This is a genomic window from Sorangiineae bacterium MSr11367, assembly GCA_037157805.1.
Taxonomy (GTDB): Bacteria; Myxococcota_A; Polyangia; order Polyangiales; family Polyangiaceae; genus Pendulispora; species Pendulispora rubella.
Window position 1 is genome coordinate 2,951,263 of the sequence record CP089983.1, and the last position, 24,245, is coordinate 2,975,507.

19 protein-coding genes are annotated in these 24,245 nt (G+C 65.2%); 10 read left to right on the forward strand and 9 right to left on the reverse strand.

Features of this window, described 5'->3' with window-relative positions:
* Positions 1–86 precede the first annotated feature (86 nt).
* The 3 genes from LVJ94_11885 to LVJ94_11895 are packed head-to-tail and all read right to left on the reverse strand — an operon-like array spanning position 87 to position 2,515.
* Complete coding sequence (locus LVJ94_11885; protein WXB07929.1) at positions 87–1,709, reverse strand: ATP-binding cassette domain-containing protein; 1,623 nt, start codon at positions 1,707–1,709, stop codon at positions 87–89.
* A 57-nt stretch (positions 1,710–1,766) separates the two neighbouring features.
* Positions 1,767–2,117 carry a hypothetical protein gene (locus LVJ94_11890; GenBank protein WXB07930.1) on the reverse strand — a complete coding sequence of 117 codons (351 nt, stop codon included), beginning with the start codon at positions 2,115–2,117 and terminating at the stop codon, positions 1,767–1,769.
* On the reverse strand, positions 2,114–2,515 hold the full coding sequence (locus tag LVJ94_11895) for an RNA-binding protein (protein ID WXB07931.1): 402 nt from the start codon (positions 2,513–2,515) through the stop codon (positions 2,114–2,116). Before LVJ94_11895 ends, LVJ94_11890 begins: the two co-directional genes overlap by 4 nt.
* Positions 2,516–3,024: 509 nt before the next feature.
* On the opposite strand from LVJ94_11895, the gene LVJ94_11900 reads away from it, so the two are divergent.
* From LVJ94_11900 to LVJ94_11910, 3 genes are all read left to right on the forward strand, one after another.
* Positions 3,025–3,855 (forward strand): metallophosphoesterase, encoded by an 831-nt coding sequence (locus tag LVJ94_11900; GenBank protein WXB07932.1) that lies wholly within the window; start codon positions 3,025–3,027, stop codon positions 3,853–3,855.
* A gap of 67 nt (positions 3,856–3,922) precedes the next feature.
* Complete coding sequence (locus LVJ94_11905; protein ID WXB07933.1) at positions 3,923–5,374, forward strand: helix-turn-helix domain-containing protein; 1,452 nt, start codon at positions 3,923–3,925, stop codon at positions 5,372–5,374.
* Between the two features lie 41 nt (positions 5,375–5,415).
* Positions 5,416–5,877: a methylated-DNA--[protein]-cysteine S-methyltransferase gene (locus LVJ94_11910; GenBank protein WXB10709.1), complete on the forward strand. Its 462-nt coding sequence runs from the start codon at positions 5,416–5,418 to the stop codon at positions 5,875–5,877.
* A gap of 135 nt (positions 5,878–6,012) precedes the next feature.
* Here the strand turns inward: LVJ94_11910 and LVJ94_11915 are convergent, their stop codons facing one another.
* The gene (locus LVJ94_11915) at positions 6,013–7,896 is read right to left on the reverse strand and encodes a DUF885 domain-containing protein (GenBank protein WXB07934.1); all 1,884 of its coding nucleotides are present in this window, start codon (positions 7,894–7,896) and stop codon (positions 6,013–6,015) included.
* Positions 7,897–8,113: 217 nt separating this feature from the next.
* Between LVJ94_11915 and LVJ94_11920 the strand changes: the two genes are divergently transcribed.
* Genes LVJ94_11920 through LVJ94_11940 form a run of 5 tightly spaced genes read left to right on the forward strand, consistent with a single transcriptional unit; the run spans position 8,114 to position 13,357 of the window.
* On the forward strand, positions 8,114–9,280 hold the full coding sequence (locus LVJ94_11920; protein WXB07935.1) for a histidine kinase: 1,167 nt from the start codon (positions 8,114–8,116) through the stop codon (positions 9,278–9,280).
* A complete protein-coding gene (locus LVJ94_11925) occupies positions 9,277–10,089 on the forward strand; it encodes a LytTR family DNA-binding domain-containing protein (protein WXB07936.1) in 813 nt (270 codons plus the stop codon). Before LVJ94_11920 ends, LVJ94_11925 begins: the two co-directional genes overlap by 4 nt.
* Before the next feature lie 29 nt (positions 10,090–10,118).
* A complete protein-coding gene (locus tag LVJ94_11930; protein ID WXB07937.1) occupies positions 10,119–11,426 on the forward strand; it encodes an efflux RND transporter periplasmic adaptor subunit in 1,308 nt (435 codons plus the stop codon).
* Between the two features lie 6 nt (positions 11,427–11,432).
* Positions 11,433–12,131 carry an ABC transporter ATP-binding protein gene (locus LVJ94_11935; protein ID WXB10710.1) on the forward strand — a complete coding sequence of 233 codons (699 nt, stop codon included), beginning with the start codon at positions 11,433–11,435 and terminating at the stop codon, positions 12,129–12,131.
* The gene (locus tag LVJ94_11940) at positions 12,128–13,357 is read left to right on the forward strand and encodes an ABC transporter permease (GenBank protein ID WXB07938.1); all 1,230 of its coding nucleotides are present in this window, start codon (positions 12,128–12,130) and stop codon (positions 13,355–13,357) included. The genes LVJ94_11935 and LVJ94_11940 overlap by 4 nt, the downstream gene beginning before the upstream one ends.
* Positions 13,358–13,360: 3 nt before the next feature.
* On the opposite strand, the gene LVJ94_11945 is transcribed toward LVJ94_11940, so the two are convergent.
* A complete protein-coding gene (locus tag LVJ94_11945) occupies positions 13,361–16,321 on the reverse strand; it encodes a hypothetical protein (GenBank protein ID WXB07939.1) in 2,961 nt (986 codons plus the stop codon).
* A gap of 158 nt (positions 16,322–16,479) precedes the next feature.
* On the opposite strand from LVJ94_11945, the gene LVJ94_11950 reads away from it, so the two are divergent.
* Entirely contained in the window at positions 16,480–17,430 is a 951-nt protein-coding gene (locus tag LVJ94_11950) for an alpha/beta fold hydrolase (protein WXB07940.1), read from the forward strand.
* Between the two features lie 488 nt (positions 17,431–17,918).
* Here the strand turns inward: LVJ94_11950 and LVJ94_11955 are convergent, their stop codons facing one another.
* A complete protein-coding gene (locus LVJ94_11955) occupies positions 17,919–18,911 on the reverse strand; it encodes a GlxA family transcriptional regulator (GenBank protein WXB07941.1) in 993 nt (330 codons plus the stop codon).
* 67 nt (positions 18,912–18,978) lie between these two features.
* Between LVJ94_11955 and LVJ94_11960 the strand changes: the two genes are divergently transcribed.
* Positions 18,979–19,641: an HD domain-containing protein gene (locus LVJ94_11960; protein WXB07942.1), complete on the forward strand. Its 663-nt coding sequence runs from the start codon at positions 18,979–18,981 to the stop codon at positions 19,639–19,641.
* A 10-nt stretch (positions 19,642–19,651) separates the two neighbouring features.
* Here the strand turns inward: LVJ94_11960 and LVJ94_11965 are convergent, their stop codons facing one another.
* From LVJ94_11965 to LVJ94_11975, 3 genes are read right to left on the reverse strand one after another with little or no spacing between them, the layout of a single operon-like run.
* On the reverse strand, positions 19,652–20,779 hold the full coding sequence (locus LVJ94_11965) for a hypothetical protein (GenBank protein ID WXB07943.1): 1,128 nt from the start codon (positions 20,777–20,779) through the stop codon (positions 19,652–19,654).
* Positions 20,776–21,570, reverse strand: coding sequence for a hypothetical protein (locus LVJ94_11970; protein ID WXB07944.1), 795 nt, complete (start codon positions 21,568–21,570; stop codon positions 20,776–20,778). The genes LVJ94_11965 and LVJ94_11970 overlap by 4 nt, the downstream gene beginning before the upstream one ends.
* Entirely contained in the window at positions 21,567–24,131 is a 2,565-nt protein-coding gene (locus LVJ94_11975; GenBank protein WXB07945.1) for a TonB family protein, read from the reverse strand. The genes LVJ94_11970 and LVJ94_11975 overlap by 4 nt, the downstream gene beginning before the upstream one ends.
* Between the last annotated feature and the right edge of the window lie 114 nt (positions 24,132–24,245).

Here is a 24,245-nt window from a genome sequence, read left to right on the forward strand (position 1 = left end):
ATTTGACCATACCCATGACTCGGGATGGCCACGCTCATTCCGTCACAACATTTCCTGGCGAGGGTCGATTGGCGCCTTCGTTACGACTAAGAGCGCATGCCTGGCGCTTCGCGTCCGGTTTGGGCCACGTACTCCGTGTATCCGCCACCGTACTTGTGCACGCCGTCGGGCGTCAGCTCGAGCACGCGATTCGAAACGGCGCGAAGCACGTGGCGATCGTGCGAGACGAAGAGCATCGTGCCGGCGTACTCCGACAGGGCGTCGATGAGCATCTCCTTCGTGTCGATGTCGAGATGGTTCGTCGGCTCGTCGAGCACGAGGAAGTTCGGCGGATCGTAGAGCATTTGCGCGAGCACGAGCCGCGCTTTCTCGCCGCCAGACAGAATGCGGCAAGGCTTCTCCACGTCGTCGCCCGAAAAGCCGAAGACGCCGGCCAACGTGCGCAGCGACCCGATGGACGCATGGGGAAACTTGCTCACCAGCGACTCCCAAACCGTGTCCGTGGGCTGCAGTAGCTCCATCGTGTGCTGGGCGAAGTATCCGAGTTTGACGCTTGGCGGAATCGTGACCTTTCCGCCATCGGGGTTCGACGCACCGGCGACCAGCTTGAGCAAGGTCGATTTGCCGGCGCCGTTTGCCCCCATGACGCACCAGCGCTCGCCGCGGCGAATCAGGAGGTCGAAACCGTTGTAGATGGTTTTGCTTCCGTACGCCTTTTTGACGCCATTCAGATTCGCCACGTCATCGCCCGAGCGCGGAGCCTCGTTGAAACGGAAGGAGAGCTTCTTGCGCTTCCGCGGCGGCTCGATGCGCTCGATCTTTTCCAACTTCTTCACGCGGGATTGCACCTGCGCCGCATGGCTCGCGCGCGCCTTGAAGCGCGCGATGAACGCTTCTTCCTTCGCCAGCATGGCCTTCTGCCGCTCGAACTGGCTCTCCGCCTGCGCGTCGAGCACGGCGCGCTGCTTCACGTAGAACTCGTAGTCGCCGGTGAACGTGGTGAGCTCGCCGCCATCGATTTCGGCAATCTTCGTCACGATGCGGTTCATGAATTCGCGATCGTGCGAGGTGAGGATCAACCCGCCCTCGTAGTCTTTGAGGAATTGCTCGAGCCACAAAATGGATTCGATATCCAAATGGTTTGTGGGCTCGTCGAGGAGCATCGCGTCGGGCCGCATCAAGAGAATGCGGGCCAATGCCACGCGCATCTTCCATCCGCCGGAGAGGGCGCCGACGTCGCCGTCCATCACCTCTTGGCTGAAGCCGAGGCCCGCGAGGATCTCGCGCGCACGCGCATCGAGCGCGTAGCCACCGAGTTCCTCGAAGCGGGCCTGCACCTCACCGAATTCCTCGATGAGGCGCTCCATGTCGTCGGCGTGTTCGGGATCGCCCAGCTTGTGCTCGAGATCGCGAAGGCGCGACGCCACCTCGGAGATGGGGCCCGCACCGTCGAGGGTGGCCCCGACGACGGAGGTGCCGCTCATCTCGCCGACGTCTTGGCTGAAATGGCCGATGGTCACGCCGCGTTCGACGGCCACTTGGCCGGAATCGGGCTCCTCGTGCTTGAGGATCATCCGGAAGACGGTCGACTTGCCGCAGCCGTTCGGGCCAATCAGCCCGATCTTGTCGCCCCGGAAGAGGGCGAGGGAGGCGTCGACGAAGAGGATCTGTCCGGCGTACTGCTTTGAAATGGCATCGAGGCGAATCACGGGCGCTTCTCTAGCGTAGAGCCGCGCCCGCGTCGCCTCGAATGCGGGTATTTTTTGCTAAATATCGCGAGCGGCCAGATCCGTGTCCGGATCGGGTTCCGCCTGGGAGGACCACTCGTCGCGGGCGCACGCGTAGGTGGCGCGGGCCACCTGCTCGAATTCCGCCTGCGAGAGAGCCTCCAGCGAATGTCGCCGAAGCTCTGCCGTAACGTAAGCGCGGGCTCGCGCACGCGCCTCCGTGAGGGTGCCCGGCCAACCGCCAACCACGCGGCGACCGTCAGCGCGCAGAGATTCGCGCCAAGTTCGCACCCACTGCTTGCCCACGGCCGCTGCGCTTTCTTCGATGACTCGACGCCGCGGGTCCGTGGGCTCGCCGTTTTCCGGCTGCTGCGACGGAAGAGCGCTCACCAGCGGTTGCGCCGGTCTGAGCCGCCGCCGCCATTGCGGCCACCACGGTCACCACCGCGGTCGCCACGCCCACCGCCGCCGCCACCGCCGTAACCACCACCGCCGCCACCGCCGCCGTAGCCACCACCGCCGCCGCCACCGCCACGAGCCGGACGCTCTTCCGCCTCGTTTACACGAAGCGAACGGCCGTCCACGTTCATGCCGTTGCAGGTTTTGATGGCCTTGTCGGCATCTGCGGCCGAACCCATGGTAACGAAGCCAAACCCGCGTGATTGCCCGGTCACTCGATCCGTAACGATGTGGACGTCGGTCACTTCTCCCACTTTCGCGAAGACTTCGCGCACGGAATCAACGGTGGAGTGGAATGACAGATTTCCAACGTAGAGACGATTCCCCATGATCCTTCTTCTCGCTTACGGCTCGCAAACAGTGCGCAGATGCTGACGCGCATTCAAGTGACCTACCATCCAATTGAGCCGCAGAGTCGGAAGGAGAGGGCGCGGCGGGTCTCGCCACCTCCCGATCGTCTGACCTCAGTGCTTCGCCGGTCTGAACCGTTGAAAAATGCGAAAGCGTGGTGCCCGGCGGTCGTGAGTTAGAAGAGAGGTTACCTGAAAGCCCACACGATGCAAGCTTGCAAGGGCTAAAGATGGGCCTGCCTGCCGTGTGGTCGGGTTTGCTACGGGTTTTGCGGGGGCGCGAAAGTCACAGCCGCGCTTCGAGGGTCGCGGTCACCCACGTGTAACTTGCACGTTTCTCGAAAGCGCCCGGATTGGTGCGAACTCGTTGCGAGTGCGCCGTCACCGAGACACCTGGCGTTGCGAAATATGGGTGCAACGAGCGCCCCGGAGGTACGCGGCTTGCCGCGTCCGACTTTCAACGCCGGGTGCTCGCGTTGGAGGTAGCCATGTCGGTGAAGACGACCCGCATCGCTCATTTGTCGGATTTGCACTTGCTCGAGCCGTGTCCGGACGGGAGCCGGAGCTACGGATTCGACGTGCGCTTTGTCAGCATTGGTCGAAAGTTGGATGCACGGGAGCGCATGCGCAAAGTGACGCGTGCGCTCCAGGCGGCGCGGCGCGCAGGCGTCGATCATGTCGTCGTCTCGGGTGATTTGACCGAGACGGGGACGGCTCGGCAGTTCGAAGCGGTGGCCGAAGTCTTTCACGGTTCGGGGATCGCGCCCTCCGACGTGACGATGGTCCCGGGCAACCACGACGCGTACACGTCGCCGGGCGCCTGGCAAAAGGCACTCGAAGGTCCGCTCCGCGAGTATGCGCCGACGTCGGCCCATGGTCCGGGGGCGGTGGTGGAGCGTCCGAACTTCTGCATCATGCCGCTCGACGTGGCCTGTCACCAGCCGGTGACCCGCTCGTCGGGAGAGCTCTCGGACGACAACGCCGAGGCGCTCGAGCGGAGGCTGCGGGATCCGGCGTTCTCGCGCAAGGCCATCGTGGTGGTGCAGCACCACCCGCCGCACCCGCACAAGGTGCCGGCGTGGCAGTGGATCGACGGGCTGCGCGGCTGGGCGCGGATGATGAAGCTCCTCGAGGAGCACCGCGACGTGCAGCTCTTGCACGGGCACCTGCACTACACGGTGAATCGGGTGGTCGTCGGCGGACGAGACCGCATCTTCGGGGCGCCGGCCGTGGTGTCGGAAAAAGAAGATACGATCCGCGTGCGGCTCTACGAAGTGCGCGACGGATTGCTGGAAAGCGCGGGGCTCATCGCGGCCTGACGCGGGATTCGTGGCCAGGTCCGAAAATGGCCAGATTTGTTCCCCCGGCGGCGCTACGTAAGGTGGCGTGGATGCCGAAGGTTACTACCGAGCACTGAGCGCGCGCGATGCGCGGTTCGACGGAGCGTTTTTCGTCGGGGTGACGACGACGGGCATTTACTGCCGCCCGATTTGCCCGGTGCGCACGCCCGGTAGAGACCGATGCGTCTTCTTTCGGCGGGCGACCGAGGCCGAGCGCGATGGGTTTCGCGCCTGTTTTCGCTGCCGGCCCGAGCTCGCGCCGGGCGGGGCGAACGTCGATGCGCTTCCCGCGCTGGTGCAGGCGGCGATCGCCCGCATCGATCGCGGCTATTTGAACGAGCACTCCGTGGACGAGCTGGCGGCCGAGCTCGGGGTCACGCCGCGGCATCTGCGGCGCGCGACGGAGGCGGAGCTCGGCGTTTCGCCCGTGGAACTGGCGCAGTCGCGGCGGCTGGCGCTGGCGAAACAGCTTTTGCAAGATACGGATCTTTCGCTGACTGACATCGCGTTCGCGAGCGGCTTCTCCAGCGTGCGCCGCTACAATGCGCTGTTCTCGGCGCGGTTTGGAAAGCCGCCGTCGGCGGTGCGCCGCGGTCACGGCGGGCGCCGTGCGGCAGGGGGTGACGCGCCCGAGGAACCGATTGCGCTGCGGCTCGATTACCGGCCGCCGCTCGAATGGGAAACGCTGCTTCGATTCATCGGCGACCGCGCGATTCCCGGTGTCGAATCGGTGAAGGACGGCGTCTACCGGCGTACGGTGCGCATCGATGGGAAGTGCGGCGTCGTGTCCGTGCACCACGATCCGGTGAAGCCGGTCCTCTGGGCGCGCGTGTCGCTGTCGTTGGCGAGCGTGCTCATGCCGCTCCGTGCGAGGTTGCGCGCGCTGTTCGATCTGGACGCGCACCCGCTGGCTATCGCCGAGCACCTGGGCCATGACGCGGTGCTGGGCGCCTTCGTGACGGCGCGCCCGGGGCTGCGCGTTCCGGGCGCGTTCGACCGCTTCGAGACGGCGGTCCGCGCCATTGCGGGGCAACTGGTCTCCGTGCGCGCGGCGACGACGTTGAGCGGCCGCATCGCGCGCACCTTCGGGGAGACGCTGGAAAATGGCGACTGCCTCTTTCCGTCCGCCGAGGTGCTCGCGCGCGCATCCGTCGATCAAGTGGCCTCGCAGGGTTTCCCCCGGACGCGTGCATCCGCGATCATCGGGCTGGCGCGCGTGGTGGCCGATGGGACCCTCGTGCTGGAAGACGATGGCGTGGCACCCGAAGTGAAGATCAACGCCATCGAGGCGCTGCCAGGATTCGGAGATTGGACCGCGCAATACATGGCCATGCGCGTTCTGGGATGGCCCGACGCGTTTCCGGCTTCCGATCTGGGCGTGCGCAAAGCGCTGGGCATGGCACCGCCAAAGGCCGTGCGCGAAATGGCCGAACCCTGGCGCCCATGGCGCGCCTACGCGGTCCTGCATCTATGGACGTCGCTCGGTTCGGGCGGATAAACAAGGAGACCAACATGACGACGACGCGCTACCACCGAGACATGATGGCGCCCTTCGGGCCCCTTCGCATCGTCGCGGCGCACGAAGCGATTACGGCGATTCATTTCGAGCACGACCGCGATGCGAGCGATTCCGAGCCGGCCAAACGGCACGAGCTGCTCGACGCGGCCGAGTCACAATTGAACGAATACCTGGAGGGCAAACGCCATGTCTTCGACATGCCGCTGCGCCCCAACGGGACCGAATTTCAGCGCGCCGTCTACCGCGAACTGCTCACCATCGCCTTCGGCGAGACCCGCTCGTATTCCGACATCGCCCGCGCCGTCGGCCGCCCCGACGCCGTTCGCGCCGTGGGCGCCGCCAACGGCCGCAACCCCATCGCCATCGTGATTCCCTGCCACCGCGTCATCGGCAAAAACGGCAGCCTCACCGGCTACGGCGGCGGCATCGAAACGAAGCGCTGGCTCCTCGATCTGGAAATGCCCTCACTCTTTCGCGGCTAGAAGAGAATTCACAGGAAGACGGGAAGACGGGAAGTTTTTGTTGTTTTAGCAACAGTCGTCCAATTGGGACGACCTGGAGAAAAACAAAAAAAATTCTGACCTTCCCGTCTTCCCGTCTTCCTGTGAATCCCTCTCCTAGCGGAGCTCGCGGAGAAGTTCGTCGCGGAAGTAGCCCGGCGGAATGGTTCCCTGGCGCATGAACGCGAGGTGGAAGCGTTGGAGCTTCGCGTGATCGCCGCCGACTTCCCGGCGCATGGCCTCGATGGCTTCTTTGCCGAGGCGGTATGTGATGGCTTGCGTCGGCGAGCGGGCGTAGCGGGCGGCTCCTTGTGCGCCGCGCTCGCAGGCGGCGCGTTGTTCGGGGCTGGCCTTGCGGTCGCGGCAGGAGCCGGTTAGGAAGGTGGGGCCGTTGGCCAGTAGCTCGACGACGTCGTCGTACGAGAGGCGCCCGATGTGCATGCCCGTGTCGACACGCACGCGCAAATCGCGGAAGTGAATGCCGCGCAGCACGTAGAGGTGCTCCTCGGGGGTGAGCAAGCCGTGCGGCGAATCGCCGAGTGGCTCGGCCATCAAGGACTCGGCGTAGACGCCCCAACCTTCCACGGCCATGGAGTCGGCCCACATCGAAGACGAGTCCTCCACCGCGCCCGGCGTCAGCCAGCGCAAGGGGCTTATCTCGTCCTTGAAGCGGGTCATCGTTTTGTAGTGCCAGTCGTGTCCGGGAAAGGCTTCGTGCGCGCACAAATCGGCCATCTCGTGGAAATTGGCCTTTTGGTGCTTTTGGTCGGTCGGCGTCATGTAGAAGTGGCCCACCCCACTCGCCTTGAAGGGCGGGGCGGGATAGTACGCGGCCATGATGCTCACCCGGAGCGGCTCGGGCGTCTCCATGATGTCGAGTCGGTAATCGGTGGGTATCTCGAAGAGGCCCGCGCGGCGCGCTCCGTCGATGAGGCGGAAGCACGTGGTGCGGTACGCCTTGAACATCTCGTCGTTCGTCGCCGGGGCATCGCGATCGAGTGCCGCAAACACCGCCCGAACGGCGCTATCGTCGTCCGCCGGGAGTGCGAGCTTGCGCTTCGCACCGATTTCGCGTGCGAGTTTGATCATCTTCGCGCGCGTCGCCTGCACGACCGGCCATGATTCTTCGTAGAGGCGCGCCGCCGTGGTGTTCAATCGCAGATTGTGCGTGATGGCCCAATCGTATTCGGCCTCACCCATCGCATAACGGTCGCCGGCGAAGGCCTTCTTGACGCCTTTTTCACCCTTCGCGGGATCGTCGAAAAAGGTGGTGGCCACGTAACGATGAAAATCGCGGTAGCCGGCGGCCGCCGTGCGAGACGCTTCGCGGACCTCCGCGAGGAGGGATTCATCGGAGATGTTCACCGCCGCAATGCCCGGGAACTTCGTTTCGAAATAGGGAACACCGGCTTCCGTGGCGGTGAGGCCATTGCGGACCAGCATGCGCACATCGGGGGTGCGCCCCGAGGCCACGCCCATGGCGAGGTTCTCCTGCGCCGTCTTGAAGTAGGGCCCCACACGGCGAAGCCGCGCGGCGAGCCTTCGCCATTCCTCGGGCGTGCCGATGCGCGTTCCCGAGGACGTCATGCCCTGCAGGGTGAAGTCCACGGCGCGCGAGGGCTCGTCGACGTATGTGTCGAGGGCGCGCTCTTGGTCATGCCGCACTTGGTGCTGGTGCAAAAGGAACCGAATTTGGGCCAGCGCCACCTCGCGGTCGATGCGCAGTGCCGGAGTCTTCAAGTCGGTCGCCGCCCGGAATTCCTTGTCCATCGCGGCGAGCCATCGATCCTCGGCCTCCAGCGCAGCCTTCGAGTGATCGCGCAGGCGACCGTCGGCCTCGGCGAGCGACGGATCCAATCCGGCGCCGCCGAGGTACGTGTTGGCCGTCGGGTTGCGGCGCAAAAATTCCAGCACGTAGCGGCGCTCGAGGGCCCGGAAGCCATCGTCTGCGGTCGAGGCCGTGTCCGTGGCGGCCGGTGCCGGGGCTGGCGCGGCGAGCACCGGGCGGGCGCCCTCCCTGTGGGTGGATGCGGATCCTCCGCAGGCTGACACGATTGTAAGAGCAACGAATGCAAGAGCGCGATTCACTCAGGCTCGATAGGGGCGCAAGCGGTCCGCTTCAATGGCACGTGTTTGTCCGGTGAAATAATGCTGAGGTCGTTCGGATCCGACGAAGGGGGTTCCCATGCAGACCGGCCGTGGGACGCGAAGGGCGGCCATGAGTACGATTAACGTCATGTCCGCGACCAAGAGCGATCTGACCATCGCTGCCACGCAGCAGCGTCATCCCGCGCGTGAGGCGCGCGAGGACGTCGTGCCGGTGGCGTCGGCGCCAGAGGGCGCGGAGGCGCGGTTCACACCGCAGCGGCGAAGGCTCTTTGGCGCCGCCGTCGTGACGGGCGCGGTGCTGCTGCAGGCGGGGACGCAATTTTACGTCATTCCGGACAAGTTCCGCGCGGCGGTCCACTCGATGTACCTCGCCATCGAGGTGCCCATTCTCATGGTGGCTTTGTCGGCGACCCACGCATGGGCGCTCCGGCGCAACATGTCCTCGGCGCGCGCCATCGTATCGGGCTCTCTCGTGGCCGGCACCATCGGCTTCGTCGGCGGCGCACTCCTCTGGTTCGTCCAGCAATACCTGGGCGTACGCAACGTTCCGCTGGAGAAGGCGACGCTGTTCGGCCTCTCGTTCAGCCAACTCTATTTCGGTATCTGGGCGCTCGCCTTCGTGTACCCCTTCGCGCAAGAAGACGCGCGGGTGCGGGCGCTCGAGGCCGACAAACTTCGCAGCATGGCCGAGCTTTCCCGGCTGCGCGCGCACCTCGAGCCGCACTTTCTGCTGAATACGTTGAACGCCATTGCCGGGTTGGTCACCGAGGATCCGCGCGAGGCGCGCCGCCTCATCGCCTGCCTCGGCGATCTGTTGCGCGATGCATTGCGCGACGATCACGAGTTTCAATCGCTGAAAGAAGAGGTGGCCTGGCTGAAACGGTATGCCGCCATCCTCGAGGCGCGCCATCGTGGCGAGTTGCTCTTTCAGTGGCACATCGCCAAAGAGCTTTCCGACGTGCAGCTTCCGCGACTGCTTCTGCAGCCGCTGGTCGAAAATGCCGTCAAGCACGGTGCGTTGCGGCGAAAGGGCGGCGGCGGCGAGGTAACGGTGCGGGCCTTCGTGGAAGGTGAGGAAGCGGTGTTCGTGGTCGAGGACAATGGCCCCGGCGTCCCCGAAAAGACGCGCAATGGCACCTTCGGGCTTACCTCGGTGCGGCAACGCCTTTCGCTGCGCTATCCGGGGTCGGCGCTTCGCTTGGCTTCTTCGGCGACAGGCACCGTGTCCACCGTGGCCATTCCGCGGGCGGCACTCGTCAAATCGGGGACATCATGAAATCGGAAGACGGGGGAAGGCTTCGCGCACTGGTGGTCGAGGACGAATGGCCCGCCCGCAACTACCTGGTGGAGCTGCTCCACGGCACGGGCCTCGCGGAGGTGATTGGCGCCGTCGGCGATATCGAATCGGCGCGTGAGGCGATGCGCATCGAGTCGCCCGGTTTCGGGCTCGACGTGCTCTTCGTCGACGTGCAATTCGCCGGCGACGGTGACGAAGCAGGCCTCGACCTGGTGCGGTCGATGACCCCGGGACCGCGCTCGCCCGCCGTGGTGCTGGCGACGGCCTTCGAGCGGCACGCGCTGGAGGCGTTCGACCTGGGCGTCGTCGATTACCTGCTCAAGCCGTTCACCGAGGAGCGCGTCCTGCAGTGCCTTTTGCGCGTGCGCGATCGGCGTGCGTCGCTGTTTCCGCCGGGCAGCACGCCGGCGCCCTCGTCGGGGCCTTCGCGCATCGTGGCCCGCCGGAAAAATAGGCTGGTCTTTCTCGACGCGCCGGAGATATGGGCCTTCGAGGCCGCCGACCGGCTGACCTTCGTCCACACCGTGCACGGCACGTTCGACATCGATTTATCGCTTTCGGCCATCGAAGCTTCGTTCGGTCACGCGTTTCCGCGCGTTCATCGCAATTGGCTGGTGAACGCCGCTGCCGTCAAGGAACTGGAGCGCGACGGCAACGAGACTCACTTGTTCGTGGGCGTGGGTTTACGTGACGAGGGGAATGGAGTGCGGGTGCCCGTTGCTAGGGATCGGGCCCAGGCGATTCGCGAAATGCTATTGGCGAATACGGCAGGACTGCGGCGTATGTAATTGTCCTATGTAAACGCATGTAAACTTCGATGAAAAAGATTCGAAAAGTCGTCACGATGGTGATTGCCATCGCGCTGTTGAGCGGTCTTGCCTTTGGATCGTGGCGTTACCACGAGGCTCACAAAGAGCCTCCCGTGGTTTACAAAACAGCAAAGGCGGAAAAGCGCAGCATCGTGGGGCGCGTCACCGCGAGCGGCACATTGGCTGCGACGGTGACGGTGCAAGTCGGTACCCAGGTATCGGGGCGCATCAAAGAGCTTTATGCCGATTTCAACTCACCGGTAAAAAAGGGCCAGCTCGTGGCCAAGATCGACCCGCTGCTGTTCGAGGCGGCGGTGGAGCAGGCCAATGCCAACTATCTGTCCGCCCAGGCGGATTTGAACAAGTCCAAGGCCACGGCCATGGACGCAGATCGCCAGTACGTGCGCGCCAAGGCGTTGCGCGATTCCGAGCTTGCCTCGCAGAAAGATTTGGAGACCGCCGAGACGGCCGCGCAGGTGGCCCGTGCGTCCGTCGGTGTGTCGGAGGCAGGGCTGGCGCAGGCGCGTGCACAGCTCAATCAGGCCAAGGTGAACCTGTCGTATACGAGCATCATTTCACCCATCGATGGCACGGTCATCTCGCGCAGCGTGGACGTGGGGCAGACGGTGGCGGCCTCGCTGCAGGCCCCAGTCATTTTTACGATTGCCGAAGATTTGCGCAAAATGAAGGTCGACACCAACGTGGCCGAGAGCGACGTGGGCGGGCTCGAGTCGAACATGGAAGTCTACTTCACGGTGGATGCGTATCCGGGCCAGCGCTTCAAGGGCAAGATCGGGCAGATTCGCAATGCCGCGCAGACCGTGCAAAACGTGGTGACGTACGACGCGGTCATCGAAGTCGACAACACCGATTTGAAGCTGCGTCCTGGGATGACCGCCAATACGACCATCGTCTACGCCCAGCGAAACGACGCGCTCTCCGTTCCCAATGCGGCGCTGCGCTTTCGGCCGCCGAATGTCGACGCGGATGCGGACGCGGGGCCGTCGAGCGCCGAGGCTCCGCCGGCGTCGGCGAATCCCAACGGGCCACCCGTACCGCGGCGCACGAGGCCCGCGCGCGGGACGAAGCAGGATGGGACGCACGGTGACCGCAAGACCCTATGGGTTTTGCGCAATGGCAATGCGGTGCCGGTGCGGGTGCACGTCGGCTTGAGCGATGGCACGTACACCGAAATCGTCAACGGTGACCTGCAGGAGGGGGATCAGCCCATCATCGATGCCACGCTGACCGGCAAAAATGCCGCGCCGAGTACGCCCTCGACGTCGCTCCCCCGTGGCGGAGGGCGGCTGTTCTAGGCCATGTTGATCGAACTCGACAACGTCACCAAGGTCTACCAAACCGGCGGCGACGTGGAAGTGCGCGCGCTGGACGGCGTCTCGCTCGACATCGAGGCTGGCGAGTTCGTGGCCGTCATGGGGTCGTCGGGCTCGGGGAAGTCCACCTTGATGAACATCTTGGGTTGCCTGGATCGCCCCACCTCGGGTGGCTATCGGCTGGCCTCGCGCGAGGTCTCGCGCATGAACAAGGTGGAGCTGGCCGAGGTGCGCAGCCAGGTGTTGGGCTTCGTATTTCAGAGTTTCAATTTGCTGTCGCGCACGAGCGCGCTCGAAAATGTGGAGTTGCCGCTCCTGTATCAAAAGATTCGCTCGGCGGAGCGGCATCGCCGTGCCAAACATGCGCTCGAGCGCGTGGGGCTGGGCTCGCGGCTGGACCACCACCCGAACCAGCTTTCGGGCGGGCAGCAGCAGCGCGTGGCGATTGCGCGCGCCTTGGTCGCCGAGCCCAAGGTCATTTTGGCCGACGAGCCGACGGGAAACCTCGATTCGAAGACCAGCGTGGAGGTGATGTCGCTCTTTCAGGAGCTGGGGCGTTCGGGCATCACCATTGCGGTGGTCACACACGAGCCGGACATTGCGGAATACGCATCGCGTGTGGTGGTGGTCCGCGATGGGCACATTCTATCGGACACACGGCAGACGCCCAAGGAAGCGCCCACATGACCTGGTTTCAAACGCTGCGCGTGGCGCTGCGCGCGATATGGCGCAATCGCATGCGGAGCTTTCTCACGACGTTGGGTATCATCATCGGTGTGGGCGCGGTCATTGCCATGATGGCCATTGGCGCAGGGGCCAAATCGCAAATCGAGCAGGCTTTCGCGGCAATGGGGACGAACTTGCTCATTGTCATGCCAGGATCGACGACGACCGGTGGTTCGCGCGGCGGGTTCGGCTCGATGCCCACCTTGACGTGGGACGATCTGGAAGCGATTCGCAGCGAGGTCCCCAGCGTGAAGCGCGCGGCGGCGGCGCTTCGATCGACGCAATCGCTGGTCAGTGAAGAGCAGAATTGGACCACCAGCGTGACCGGGACGAGCCCCGAGTATTTCGATATTCGCAATTGGCCGGTATCGAGCGGTGTGAACATCACCAGCACGGACGTGGAGGGTGGCACCAAGGTCATCGTGCTCGGGCAAACTGTGGCAGAGAAGCTTTACGGTGCGAATGCCGATCCGGTGGGCCAGTCGGTGCGCGTGGGCACGACGCCGTTCACCATCGTGGGGGTTGCCGCACGAAAGGGGCAATCGGCGAGCGGGCAGGACTACGACGACGCCGCGTTCATTCCGTACACGACGTTCGCGCGCAAAATCCAGGGCGGCCTGGGGAAGTACCTCCAGGGCACGATTTTCGTGGAAGCGATTTCCGGCGAGGCCACATCCCGCGCGCAGACCGAGGTGACCGCGCTCTTGCGCGATCGGCATCATCTCGGGGACGGAGCGGACGACGATTTTTCGATTCGGAACCTGGCCGAAATCGCCGGCGCGCAGCAGCAGGGGACGGACACGATGACCACGCTCCTGGCGAGTGTGGCGGCCGTTTCGCTGTTGGTCGGCGGAATCGGCATCATGAACATCATGCTGGTCAGCGTCACGGAGCGTACGCGCGAGATTGGCGTGCGCATGGCGTTGGGCGCAAAGCCGGCGGACATTTTGCTGCAGTTCTTGGTGGAGGCGCTGTCGCTGGCGATGGCCGGCGGAATCTTGGGCGTCGGATTCGGGGTGGGCGTTGCACGATGGCTCGCAGGGCGATTTGGCTGGCCCGTGCTGGTGCAGCCGCAGGTGATCTTCCTTTCGGCGGCCTTCAGCGGCGCCGTGGGGATCATCTTCGGGCTCTACCCGGCGCGGCGTGCCTCGCAGCTCGATCCCATCGATGCGCTGCGCTACGAGTAACGCCTAACGACGCCAGACCGGCGGCGGGCGCATGCCGAGTGGGGCGCCGGCGGCGGCGGTGTCCGGGTCGACGATGCCGAGATCGTAGAGCGCGCGCACGTAGACGTAACCGCGGCGCGCATCCTTCATGGTGCCCAGTGCCAGCGCGGCCACGATGCGCGCGGGCAGCGGCGCGAGTTCGGGCGGAGGATCGACGGCGGCGGTTTTTCCGCGCGCGTCGTTCATCTTGTCGGCCGACGCCGCCGCGTACGCATTGAGCCATGTGGCCAGAGGACCAAGGGGTTGGCCTTGCTTGGCCAGGAGCGGCGCGACCTCCGCGGCCTTGCCGCGTGCGACGAGGACGAGAACGCGTTCGACGAGGGCGCGTGGCGTGGGACCGGCGGCCAGCGCTGCGCGGCTCGACTCGTCGGCATCGTCGAGGTGGCCGTCGTAGCGGGCAAGCCGCGAGCGTCGAATGGCGCGCGCCAGCGACGTGGTGTCGGCTTGCCATGGGGCAGCGATCTTCTTCGCCGCGTCGAGGTCGCCGCGATCGAGCGCGGCGTCCATGGCGACGATGTCGTTCCAAGGCTCGGCGTCGGCATTGGGCTCGGGCTTCTTTTTCGTCGGAGCCGGAGGCATCTTGCCCACGAGGATAAGGCGCGCCTTCATCATCGGCGCACGCGCCGCCGTAAGTGGAGTGGCCTCCGGAAGGGCCAAAAGGGCGCGTTCGAGGCCATCGACGTCGAGTCGCTCGTAGGCCACCGTTGCGCGCACGATGGCGACGTCTTCGGAGGTGGGCTCCAGGCCCTCCGTCGCCTTCAGCGCTTCGTCGAATCGCCCGCTCAAAAGCGCGACCCGCGCGGCAAGCACGCGCGCCGGCGGATAGACGGCGGAGAACGAGACGGCCACCAGCGCGGCCTTTCGCGCGAGCTGCTCGTCCCCGAGCGAGATGCCCAACTCGCCGAGCCATACCGCGATGCCCGGTGCATCGACGACGGCGAGGCCCTTTTCAATTTCCGCTTTGGCGTCCGCTGGCACGTGCTTGTCGATGGCGAGGATCGCCTTGACGGCGTGCGGTACGACCCGAAGCGGCAAAGGCAGCTCCAAGGCGCGCTCGATGACCTCGTTCACCTCGGGCGGCTTGTCTTTGCGCGCAGGATCGCGCGCCCACGCCAGCGCGATGAGCGCCGCTCCCTCCGCGCGGTCCGGGTACTTCGCGCGGAAGGCCTTGGCCTGTTCCGAGGCCTTCGCGGATTCGCCCGCGAGGGCGAGATGACGCACGTGCAGCACCTTGGCGAGGAGCCATTCCGGATCGAGATGCGTCGCGGCGAGGTAGCGCTCGACGGCACGCGCATCCCCCGCGCGCTCGAGGGTCGCGCCGGCAAAAAGCTGGTAGTGTGCATCCTTTTCCGCGGGACCATCGAAGCGCGGCAGCAGGGCCGCGGCACCGCTGGTGTCGCTCTGGAAAAGGAACGATGCGACTTGCGCGAACGCATAGTCGCGTTCGGGAATTTGCAACTCGCGTGCACGTGCAATGGCATCTTCGAAGGCGATGTCCCGCCCGCCATTGAGCAGCCCGAGGAGGGCGCGCTCGCGCAGCCAATCGACGGCGGCGCGCGGCGAGCGCGATTCCAAGTCGAATACCTGGCCAAACGCCTTTTCGGTTTCGGGCAGCAAGGAGGCCTTGCTGGCGCGCAGATCGTCTTCGATCTTCGACAGCATGCGCTCGGCGGTTTGGTGCGCGGCCGCGCGCTTCTCGTTCACGTGGCGGAAGGTTCCATAGACGCCGCCGCCAAAGGCCAGCATCATCGTCACGAGAAAGAGCGCGCTCTTCCAGCGCAAACGGCGCGCCGGCTTGTCCCACTTGGGGCGGCCGGTGGTGGCGGCGGGCTCGTACACACCGACCAACTCGAGCGCGTTGAGCAGCTCCTTCGGCGTGGGGACGCGTGCGACGGCTTGCTCGGTGACGACTCCGTTGACCGGAGACTCGACGTGAATGGGAATGTCGATGGGGCGCGTCGGCGGTGAGAACACCGGCAGCGCGGAGCTGCTGTCCGGCTCGAGGAGGCCGATGTTGGGGATGGCGTCGATGTTCGGGATGTCCGCGATGCGCGGAATGCCGATGTTCGGCAGGTTGCCGAGGTTCACGTTGCCGACGGCGCGCGGAGGCACGACGGCGGCCGCTTGCGCAGGCGCCGGGGTCGGCGCCGGGCCCAGGCCGATGGGCGTATGGCGATCCCGCCCGACGGGGGAGGGCATCGCTTCGAAGCCGTGCGACGGGGGAGCGACGGCGGTCGCATCCATGCCATCGTTGAAGCCGGATATGAGCGGTAACTCGGGCGGGCGCGTCGGTGCCGCCGGTGATACCGGCGATGCGGGTGACGGTGGGGCGATGCCGCGCACCGTGGACGGTCCGCTGTTGGCGATGATCTGCGCGACGTCGCCGCGCGGCTCCGTCGGAGCATCGCGCACGGAGGTGTCCAATTCGGCCAGGGCCTCGAAGGGGTGCGCGCCTTCGCGCGCGGCGGGCGCGGTGCGTTCGACTTCCGCGGCGACCGCGCGCGTTCCCGCGGCGGTGTGCATCGGTTTGAACACGCGCGAGCGCTCGAGCCAGAGGCGCGTCTCCGAGTCGGACACCCCGAAGGCGACCGCGCGCTCGAAGACTTTCTCCGCGCGCTCGGCGTCGCCGCGCCGCAACAGCACTTCGCCGAGCACGCGGTAAATGCGGCCTTCGCGCGGTGCTTGCCGGCCTGCGCGCACGAGCAGGCTTTGCGCTTCCGCAAGCCGCAGGCCCCGCATGTACATGCGCGCGGCGGCCACGAGGCAGGGCACGCTCGTCGCGTGTTTGTCGCGCGCGAAGGCGCCGACCTCCATCATGAGCTCCGTGTGCTCACCCGCCCGCAAGGCGTCGCATAGCGCGATCGTCGCTTGCTCATCCGGGTTGCGCCTCCACAGAAGCGCGAGCTGGTCCACACGGCTCGGCATAACTCCGGAAAAGTATCACAAGCCGGGGCCATTCCGGCGCCACTGGAATGCAGTATGCGCTTTCTGGCGGCGGGGTGGCGCGCGGGGGCTTGGCGCAGGGCGGCACGGCGTTCGAATTGGGGCGGAACCTGACCTGATGGGCGGCTACGGACATCGCCATGATTCCCAGCCACGCGACGTTCGAAGGTACATGGCCGTATTCACCCCACTACAGCGAGGTGGCCGGTTTCCGGCAGCACTACGTCGACGAAGGCCCGCGCGATGCGGAGTACACCTTGGTGCTGCTGCATGGTGAGCCCACGTGGGGCTACCTGTGGAGGCATCTGATTGCACCCCTGGCCCGGAACCACCGGGTCGTGGTGCCGGATCACATGGGGTTCGGCAAGAGTGCGACGCCGTCGGGACGGAGGTACCTTGCCGGCGAGCACATCGACAATCTGGAAAAGCTGCTCGTCCGGGAGCTCGACGTGAAGAACGTTATCTTGGTGCTGCACGATTGGGGCGGGCCTATCGGCACTGGGTTTGCGCTGCGGTATCCCGATCGGGTGGCCGGCCTCTTCGCGACGAACACGGTGCTGCCGCTCGGGATGCCCGGCTACGACGACTTGATTCGGGCCAATTTCCTGGAAAGCGCCTGGTTCCGATGGGTGGCGGCGGCGGAGGCGAACGGTACCTTGGAGCAGGTGCTGGGGAATGCGGGGAGCACCGTTACGCATCTCATGTTGGCGCTGCAGACGATCCGGCGGCCCGAGGTCATGACTCCAACGTGGGTGCAGGCCTATGCGAGTCACTTCGTCGGGCGCGCGGAATGCGAGGGGGTGATCCGCTTTCCGCAGCAGCTCGTGGTGCCTGTCGATGGGGCGTTGCCTTTGGATGCCGAGGCGGTGGCCGCGGTGCGGAGCAAGCCTGCGATGCTCGCCGAGGGTATGGGTGATACTGCGCTGCTTCCGCGGTATGTCGTTCCGGCATTTCGCATGGCATATCCCGATGCGCCGGTGATCGAGCTTCCCGAGGCGGGGCACTTTCCGCAGGAGGACGCCCCGGGTACGTTGCTCGCGTTGCTTCAGCTTTTCCTTGCGGGCTGCGTTGCGGGGGCCGCAGCGCGTTGAGTAGGTGTCCGGGACAGGGGGGGGCTTGTCCGGGACAGGAGGGCATGCTCGTGCGAGAGGGAATTTCTGCGCGGCGCGCGAGGTTGCCGCCCGGCATCAACTTCGCAATGACCCCCGGCAAGTCCCGTGGCGGGTGCTCCGGACACCACGCCGTTGGGGCTGCAGACGATGGGTTAGCATTTGGTACAATCGGGAGCTAACAGCTCGCAGCGTGTCCCGTGAACGTCGGAATCCGGCTCCTGAGGGAGCCCCGAATAAGCGGGACCCAACACGCAGCGGGTGACGGGAAGCGCAGCGGGCGCCGACCGGTGGCGGAATTCCTAGTTGGGGAAGCTGCGTCGCGCGAAACTGATTGCATCCACCGGAACTTTCTTCTTCACCCCCTTTCGTCTGGCAAATAAAAGGTCGCCAGCAGCAGCATGTGTGAGATTGCGCGGAGCGCGATCACGCACCGGTTTGTGCAAGCCCCCCCGGCCGTCCACAGCGCACTACCCGCGCTGCCCGCTCGGGCGGTGGCGAAAGTGCTCCCGGTAATGGCTCGGAGCGGTGCCCACGGAGCGGAGGAAGGCGACGCGAAGGAGTTCGGCGCTCGAGTATCCGCAGGCCGCGGCCACTTCCTCGGTGCTGCGCTGCGTTTGCTCCAGAAGTCGCCGCGCGGCCTCGATGCGGAGTTGGTCGACGTAGTGCGCCGGTGTGGTTCCCAGTTCGCGCCGGAAGACGCGCGCGAAGTTGCGCGGGCTCATCGCTACCCGCGCGGCCAGTTTTTCGACCGACAAATCCGACGTGAGGTGCTCCGCCATCCACACCTGCAGGTCGCGTAGGGGCCGCAACTCGGTCCTTTGCGCCGCGAGGGCCACGCTGAACTGCGCCTGCCCTCCGGGACGGCGCAGGAAGAGAACGAGCGCGCGCGCAATCTGCAATGCGATTTCGCCGCCGTAGTCCTGCTCGACCAATTCGAGCGCCAAGTCCATGCCGGCACTCACGCCTGCAGACGTGTACACGTTGCCGTCCTGCGTCCAGATGGGGACGGGATCGACCTGGACGCGCGGGTACAGCTCGGCCAATCGCTTCGTGCGGCTCCAGTGGGTCGTGGCGCGTCGCCCATCGAGCAAGCCTGCCTCGGCCAGCAGGAACGCACCGCTGCAAATCGAACCAACGCGTCGTGCGCGCCGTGCCGTCGCGCGAAGCCAGCGCACCACGCCCGGGTCCCGGCATCGTTCCGCACCGACGCCCCCGGCGACGAGCAACGTGTCGACCTTGCCCTTCACGTCGGAATAGTGGGAATGCGCCACGAGCGCCACGCCCGCATCGCCCTCGATGGCACCCTTCTTGGGGCCCACCAAGGAAATGTCGTAGGCAAACTTTGGCGAAATGCGTCGGGCCGCGCCAAAGACGGTGACCGGCCCGATGACATCGAGCTCCTCGACGGGCGGGATCGCCAGGACCACCACCGACCGCGAAGGCCTTTTGGCAGGAATCATGGGATCGTTGTCATAGCAGACAGATCGGGACGGAGGCACTTTTGGCGAGCACGAAAGGAGTGCTCTCATGATCCTTCCCAATCGAATCGCCGGCGTGCGCATCCCGGACAGCCAGCTTGCACGCGAGGCCACGGAATTGGCGCACGCCTGCTCCGAGCCCACGATCTTCAACCATGTCGTACGCACGTACGTCTTCGCCGAGCTGGCCGCGCAGAAACTCGACGTCCGCCACGACCTCGAGGTGCTGTACGTCGCGTCGGTGCTCCACGATTTGGGACTCACCGAGCGCTTCGCCGCGGACGAGCGCTTCGAAGTCGACGGCGCCGACGCCGCGCGCACGTTTCTCTTGGAGCGCGGCGTCGATGTTGCGAGGACCGCCCTCATTTGGGACGCCATTGCACTGCACACCACCGTCGGCATCGCTGACCGCAAAGAGCCCGAGGTGGCTCTGGTTCATCTGGGAACGCAGCTCGACGTTGTCGGCGTAACCGTGAAGTCCTCGCAGATGCACGTGCGCGATCTGCCGAGCGAGGCTCTCGAGGAAATCCTCACCGTGTTGCCGCGCCTCGGCATTCAGCAGGCATTGGGCGATGCCGTGGGGCGGCTTCTGGTGAAGAAGCCGCACACGGCCTATTTCACATTTGCGACGGACATCGCCCGGCGCCACGTGCCCAATTTTCGCGAGCCGAGTTATTATGAATCACTGAAGATGGGGTGTTTTCGCGATTGACGCCCCGAAGCTACTTCGGTTTCACTGCGCAGAGGCCGTCCGCGTTCAAGTGGCCCATGGTGCGCTCGTTGTAGCTGAGGAACTCGGAAAGGCTCTGCAGCCCGACGTTGTCTTCGAAGGTGACGTTGCCCTTGGGGAGAGAATACGCGGCGGTATCGACGCACGATCGCCAGGGAAGGGGAGCGCCCTTTCCGTCCACCACGGGGTTGATCGCGCGGCCCTCGAAGTCCTGCAAGGTCGCCGTCGGCACGCCCGCGGAGATCTGGCCCACGAAGCGCGCCGCAATGTGATCGAAGTGCAGTGGCGAATCGTGCAAGGTGGAATCCCAGAAGACGTGGTCCGTGTGGAGCGTCAGCTGCGCCGTCACCGGTTTGTTGTCGACGACCTGGACGCCGCGCTGATGTTCCTCACCGGCGAATGGCGTGCCCGTGTTGTCCGGGTTTTGGCAATTGACGTACGTCGCCGACGTCTTGAACCCGAATCGGAACTTTACCGTCTTGGGCAGCTGCCCGAAGTCGTATTTCGGATCGGACGACGTGCACGTGTCGCCGCCTTTGAACGTGGCCGTACCCACGAACAAAGTCGTATATCCATTCGTGACCATGTCGCCGTAATCGGTCTTGGCCGCATCGTCGAGATTCAATTGTGTCGCGGTAGCCGACGCGGTCACGACATCGAAGCCGAAGGCATACCGGTCCGTGTTGCTGAAGTTCGCGCCGCCATTCCTATTCTGATTCGCGAGCTCACCAATGAGTACGGCCGTCTCGCCGTTGCCGCCTTTGCCTTCGAGCGTTCCCTGCTTGTGCAGGTCCACGGCCCACGGCCCATTGAGTTCCGCGACCAGATTGTCCGTCTGTGATTGGTCCGTGGGTGCCTTGTCGGGATTTCGCGACAGCGTAATCTTGTCCACCGTGGTCAGCACCCGATCGAATTCGAGTGCCCAACCATCGACAAACACAGGTTCGCCTGCCGGAAAGCTGTAACCTGTGTAGGCGAGCGCTTCGCCCGAGATGCTGAACTGGATCTTCCCGCCCGGTTTGCCCGACGTGTTGTCATCGTCGGACGAGCAGGCGGCGACGCCGAGCGCGCCGATCGTAAGCAGTGCCAGCGGGAGCACGGATCGCTTGATCATTTTCATGGTGAAGACTCCTTGATCCAAGAGAACGAGTACACCCCCACACGAGAGCGGAACGCCGAATACAGATTTTGACTCGCCTGATTCGCCGATTGGTCGTCGAAGGAATAAAGGGGCGGTGAAGTCTGAACTTGCTGCAACAACGAGAAGTCCGTCGCATCGAACCAACGGCGCGGGTCGATGCGGACCACCAACGAACCGCCGTCTTCGACCTGCAGGTTCGCCGCGACTGGGGAGACGATGCGCTGTTTGCAAATCGGGTTGGCGCCGGGGCGCGAGGGATCCGTCGACCCGGCGTTTCGATTCTTGCCGATGGTCAAGGTGCCGCGGAAGGGGTAGCTCACCCCGCCCCGCTCGGCCGTGCCCTCGATGGACAAAATCGGCGTCGTGTCCTCGGCGGCGTTGATGTCCGTATTGCCGAAGAGCCAAACCTCGCCCGTGGCGGCACGCCCGACGAATGCCTGGCCGAGCACGGGAAACGGTTGTGGCGACGGCGAGAGCACGTCGACATCGAGCCCACTGGAGACCTGCGCCACGTAAATGCCGGGTAGCACGCAGCTCGTTTCCTGCGAGCCCGAAATGGGCACCGTCTGATTCAAATAAATCGCCCCGATGTGCATCCGGGCGCGGGTCAGCGTTACCTGGTATCCATTGCGCGCGTTGATCACCAGCGGGGCGGTGACGTCGGCAGGCCCCGCCGCAGACGCCTGGAACGTGATCAAATCGCTCCCGGTGGTGCCCACGCAGGCCACCACGGGTATCGCGAAGGCGAAAACGGCGAAGAACCCCTTCATCCCTCACCTCCGAAGGTGATCCCGAAGGTCACGAAGATCGCGCGCGGCGAGCCGGCGGAGAAATGCCGCATGGGCACCAAGGTGGGCGACGCCTGGCTGTGGAAATCCGATGCAAAGTTGTATTCGCCGAGACGGTATTTCGAATCGAACAGATTCGTCGACGTCAACGCCACCTCGTACGCCGTCCACTTGAGCGATGCCGAAGCATCCACCGTGAAGATGGTGTCGCTTCGCTGCCCGTAGGGCAACGGCCGCCGTCCCACGTTGGTGACTCCAATCCCAAGTGTGCCGCGCACCTCTTTGTTTGCGATGCGGAAGGGCATGGGGGCAAACAGGGCCGTATCGCTGCGGACGACCACGTCGGGCACGTACGGCACGAGCAAATGCGTATCGTCGAAGGTCGACTTGACGAACGTCACGTTGAACGACTCGTCGAAAAAGCTGCCCGTGGCCCGCAGCGCACCCACCCAGCCCGTGCGCGTCGTCCCGCCGCCGAGAACATTGCGGCCGGCGGTTTCGCTGAAGATCAAATCGCGGTCGACCTTCGTTTGAAAGAAGATCGAACGCGCGACGATTTCGACTTTGCTGATCTCGCGCGCAAACTGCACGCCGCCTTCGTACGCGAGAATGTCCGCGAAGGGCGTGCGCGCGTCCTGCGTAATGTAGTTAGGGTCGATCGACCGCACCCCCTTGCCGATGCTGCCGGAAAACGTGAATCCCGCAAAGGGCCCCAACAAGAGCGAGCCGCGGGGCATGACCGCGGTGCTGGCGGTGGTGGTGCGCTGGACGGGCTCGCGGTAGCGACCGAAGTCCTGTTGCGAGAGGCAGCTCGCATCCCCTGGCGGATTGTCCCGCGTGGGATGCGCAATGCTGTCGACCGCGCAATTATTGAGCACGTTGTACGTGAACAGATCGGCCCGGGCGCCACCGCGCAAGGTGATCCACTTGTTCGCGCGCAGATTCAAATCGCCATAGAGACCGAGATCGGTCATCGTCGAATCGAGATCGCTGTCGACGTGGTAGGGCACCTGCGTCGCATTCTCGATGCGGTGTTGCGTGCCCGATACCCGATCGGCCCGCGCGAAATAGCCGAATTCGGCCTCCTGCGTCTCCCCGAGCACCTTTTGCCGCGAGCGCCCGAAGCCTTTGAGGCCCAAGGTCGTCGACGTCATGTTCATGTCGATGAGATCGCCCCGCTGGCCGTGCGGATTCTGCAAGGGCGTCTGCGTATCGAGCAGAAAGCCGGTGAAGTTCTCGCGAATGCGCTGGGTGCGCGCGATGACGTAGGCCTGCTGCCGGAAAAAGGCATTTCCGGTGCGCGTCTCCAAATCGGCGGCGATAGAATAGCGCGAGCTGTTGCCGCCTTGATTGAAGTCGTACGTATCGAAGAATTGTTTTCGCCCGGCGTCCACGTCGTCCTGACGGAGCACGCCCGCGGAGTGGTAGTCGATGGCGAATGCCTGGCCGGTGATGCGATAGGTTCCGCGCTCGCCGATGTGGCCCTCGTATTGGCCCATCACGCTGCCGCGCCGCGCATCGCGGTTTTGGCCGAAGCCGTCCGTCTTGAAGAGCTCCCCGGCGCCGAAGGTGTGCGTCGTCTCGCCCTGCGGGCCCCACAAGAGGAGCATGCGCTGCGTGTTGAACGAACCGTGCGTGTACTTTGCAGTGAATCCGCGCTCGCGCAGCCCGAGCTCGTAGTCGGCGCTGCCGGCCACGGCGAAGTTTCCCTGCCGCGGATCGAAGGGGCCTTCGACCACGCGCAGCGATTCGACCACCTCGGGCAGAATGAAATGCGTGTCCGCGTAGCCGTTCCCGTGGGGATGCCCTACGTCGTTGATGGGGACACCGCCCACCGTAAACTCGACGTCCTGCCCCTCGCGTGCGTCGAAGCCGCGGAGGAACACTTGCTCGGCGTGGCCTTCGCCGCCGTCGTTCGTGAGCAGAATGCCCGGCGCGAGCTTGAGCATTTCCGCGGCATTTTTGCGGGGAACATTGGCAAGCTGGCCGACGCGGATGTTGAAGTCCGACGCACCGCGCGTCGGCGGCCGCGTGTGACCGATGATGGTCACCGTGTGGGGATCGGTCTCCGATGCGGCGGCGGGGGCACCTGCGGGCGCCGGTGCGGGCGCGGAAGGTGCTGCGGCTTCCGTACCGATGGCGCGTGCCCCGGGGCTCGGTGCCTCCTCGACGGTGTTCGACGGTGCGAGGCGGGGCGCGGGCGGCGAAGGCACCGAATCGTGCGGCGGATCCTCGGGCGGGGCGAAGTGGAAGGGGATGCGAACCTTGGCGGCGACGGGCGTGCCATTGCGCTGGGCCGGCTCGAACGTCCACTGCCAGGCCGCACGCACGGCCGCGTCGTCGAGCAGCTTGCCGGCGGAATCGAGCACCTCCACGGCCTGCACATGCCCTTCGGCGTCGATGGTGACGCCGAGCACGACCTCACCGTGTTGCTTGTTGGCCTCGCGCGGGTAGGTCGCATCCACACGGGACACGGGCCGGGGAGGAACCACGCCCTTTGGCTGCGCGAACGCCGGCTGCGCAACGACGGAAAGGGCGGCCACGGCCGCGAGGGCCAGGTGCTTGGCAGCATGGAGATGACGCGAATGACACACCGAGGTTCGCCGACAGGTATAACAAGTTCATATCGAGATCAAGTTGCAAGAACGTGCACACAC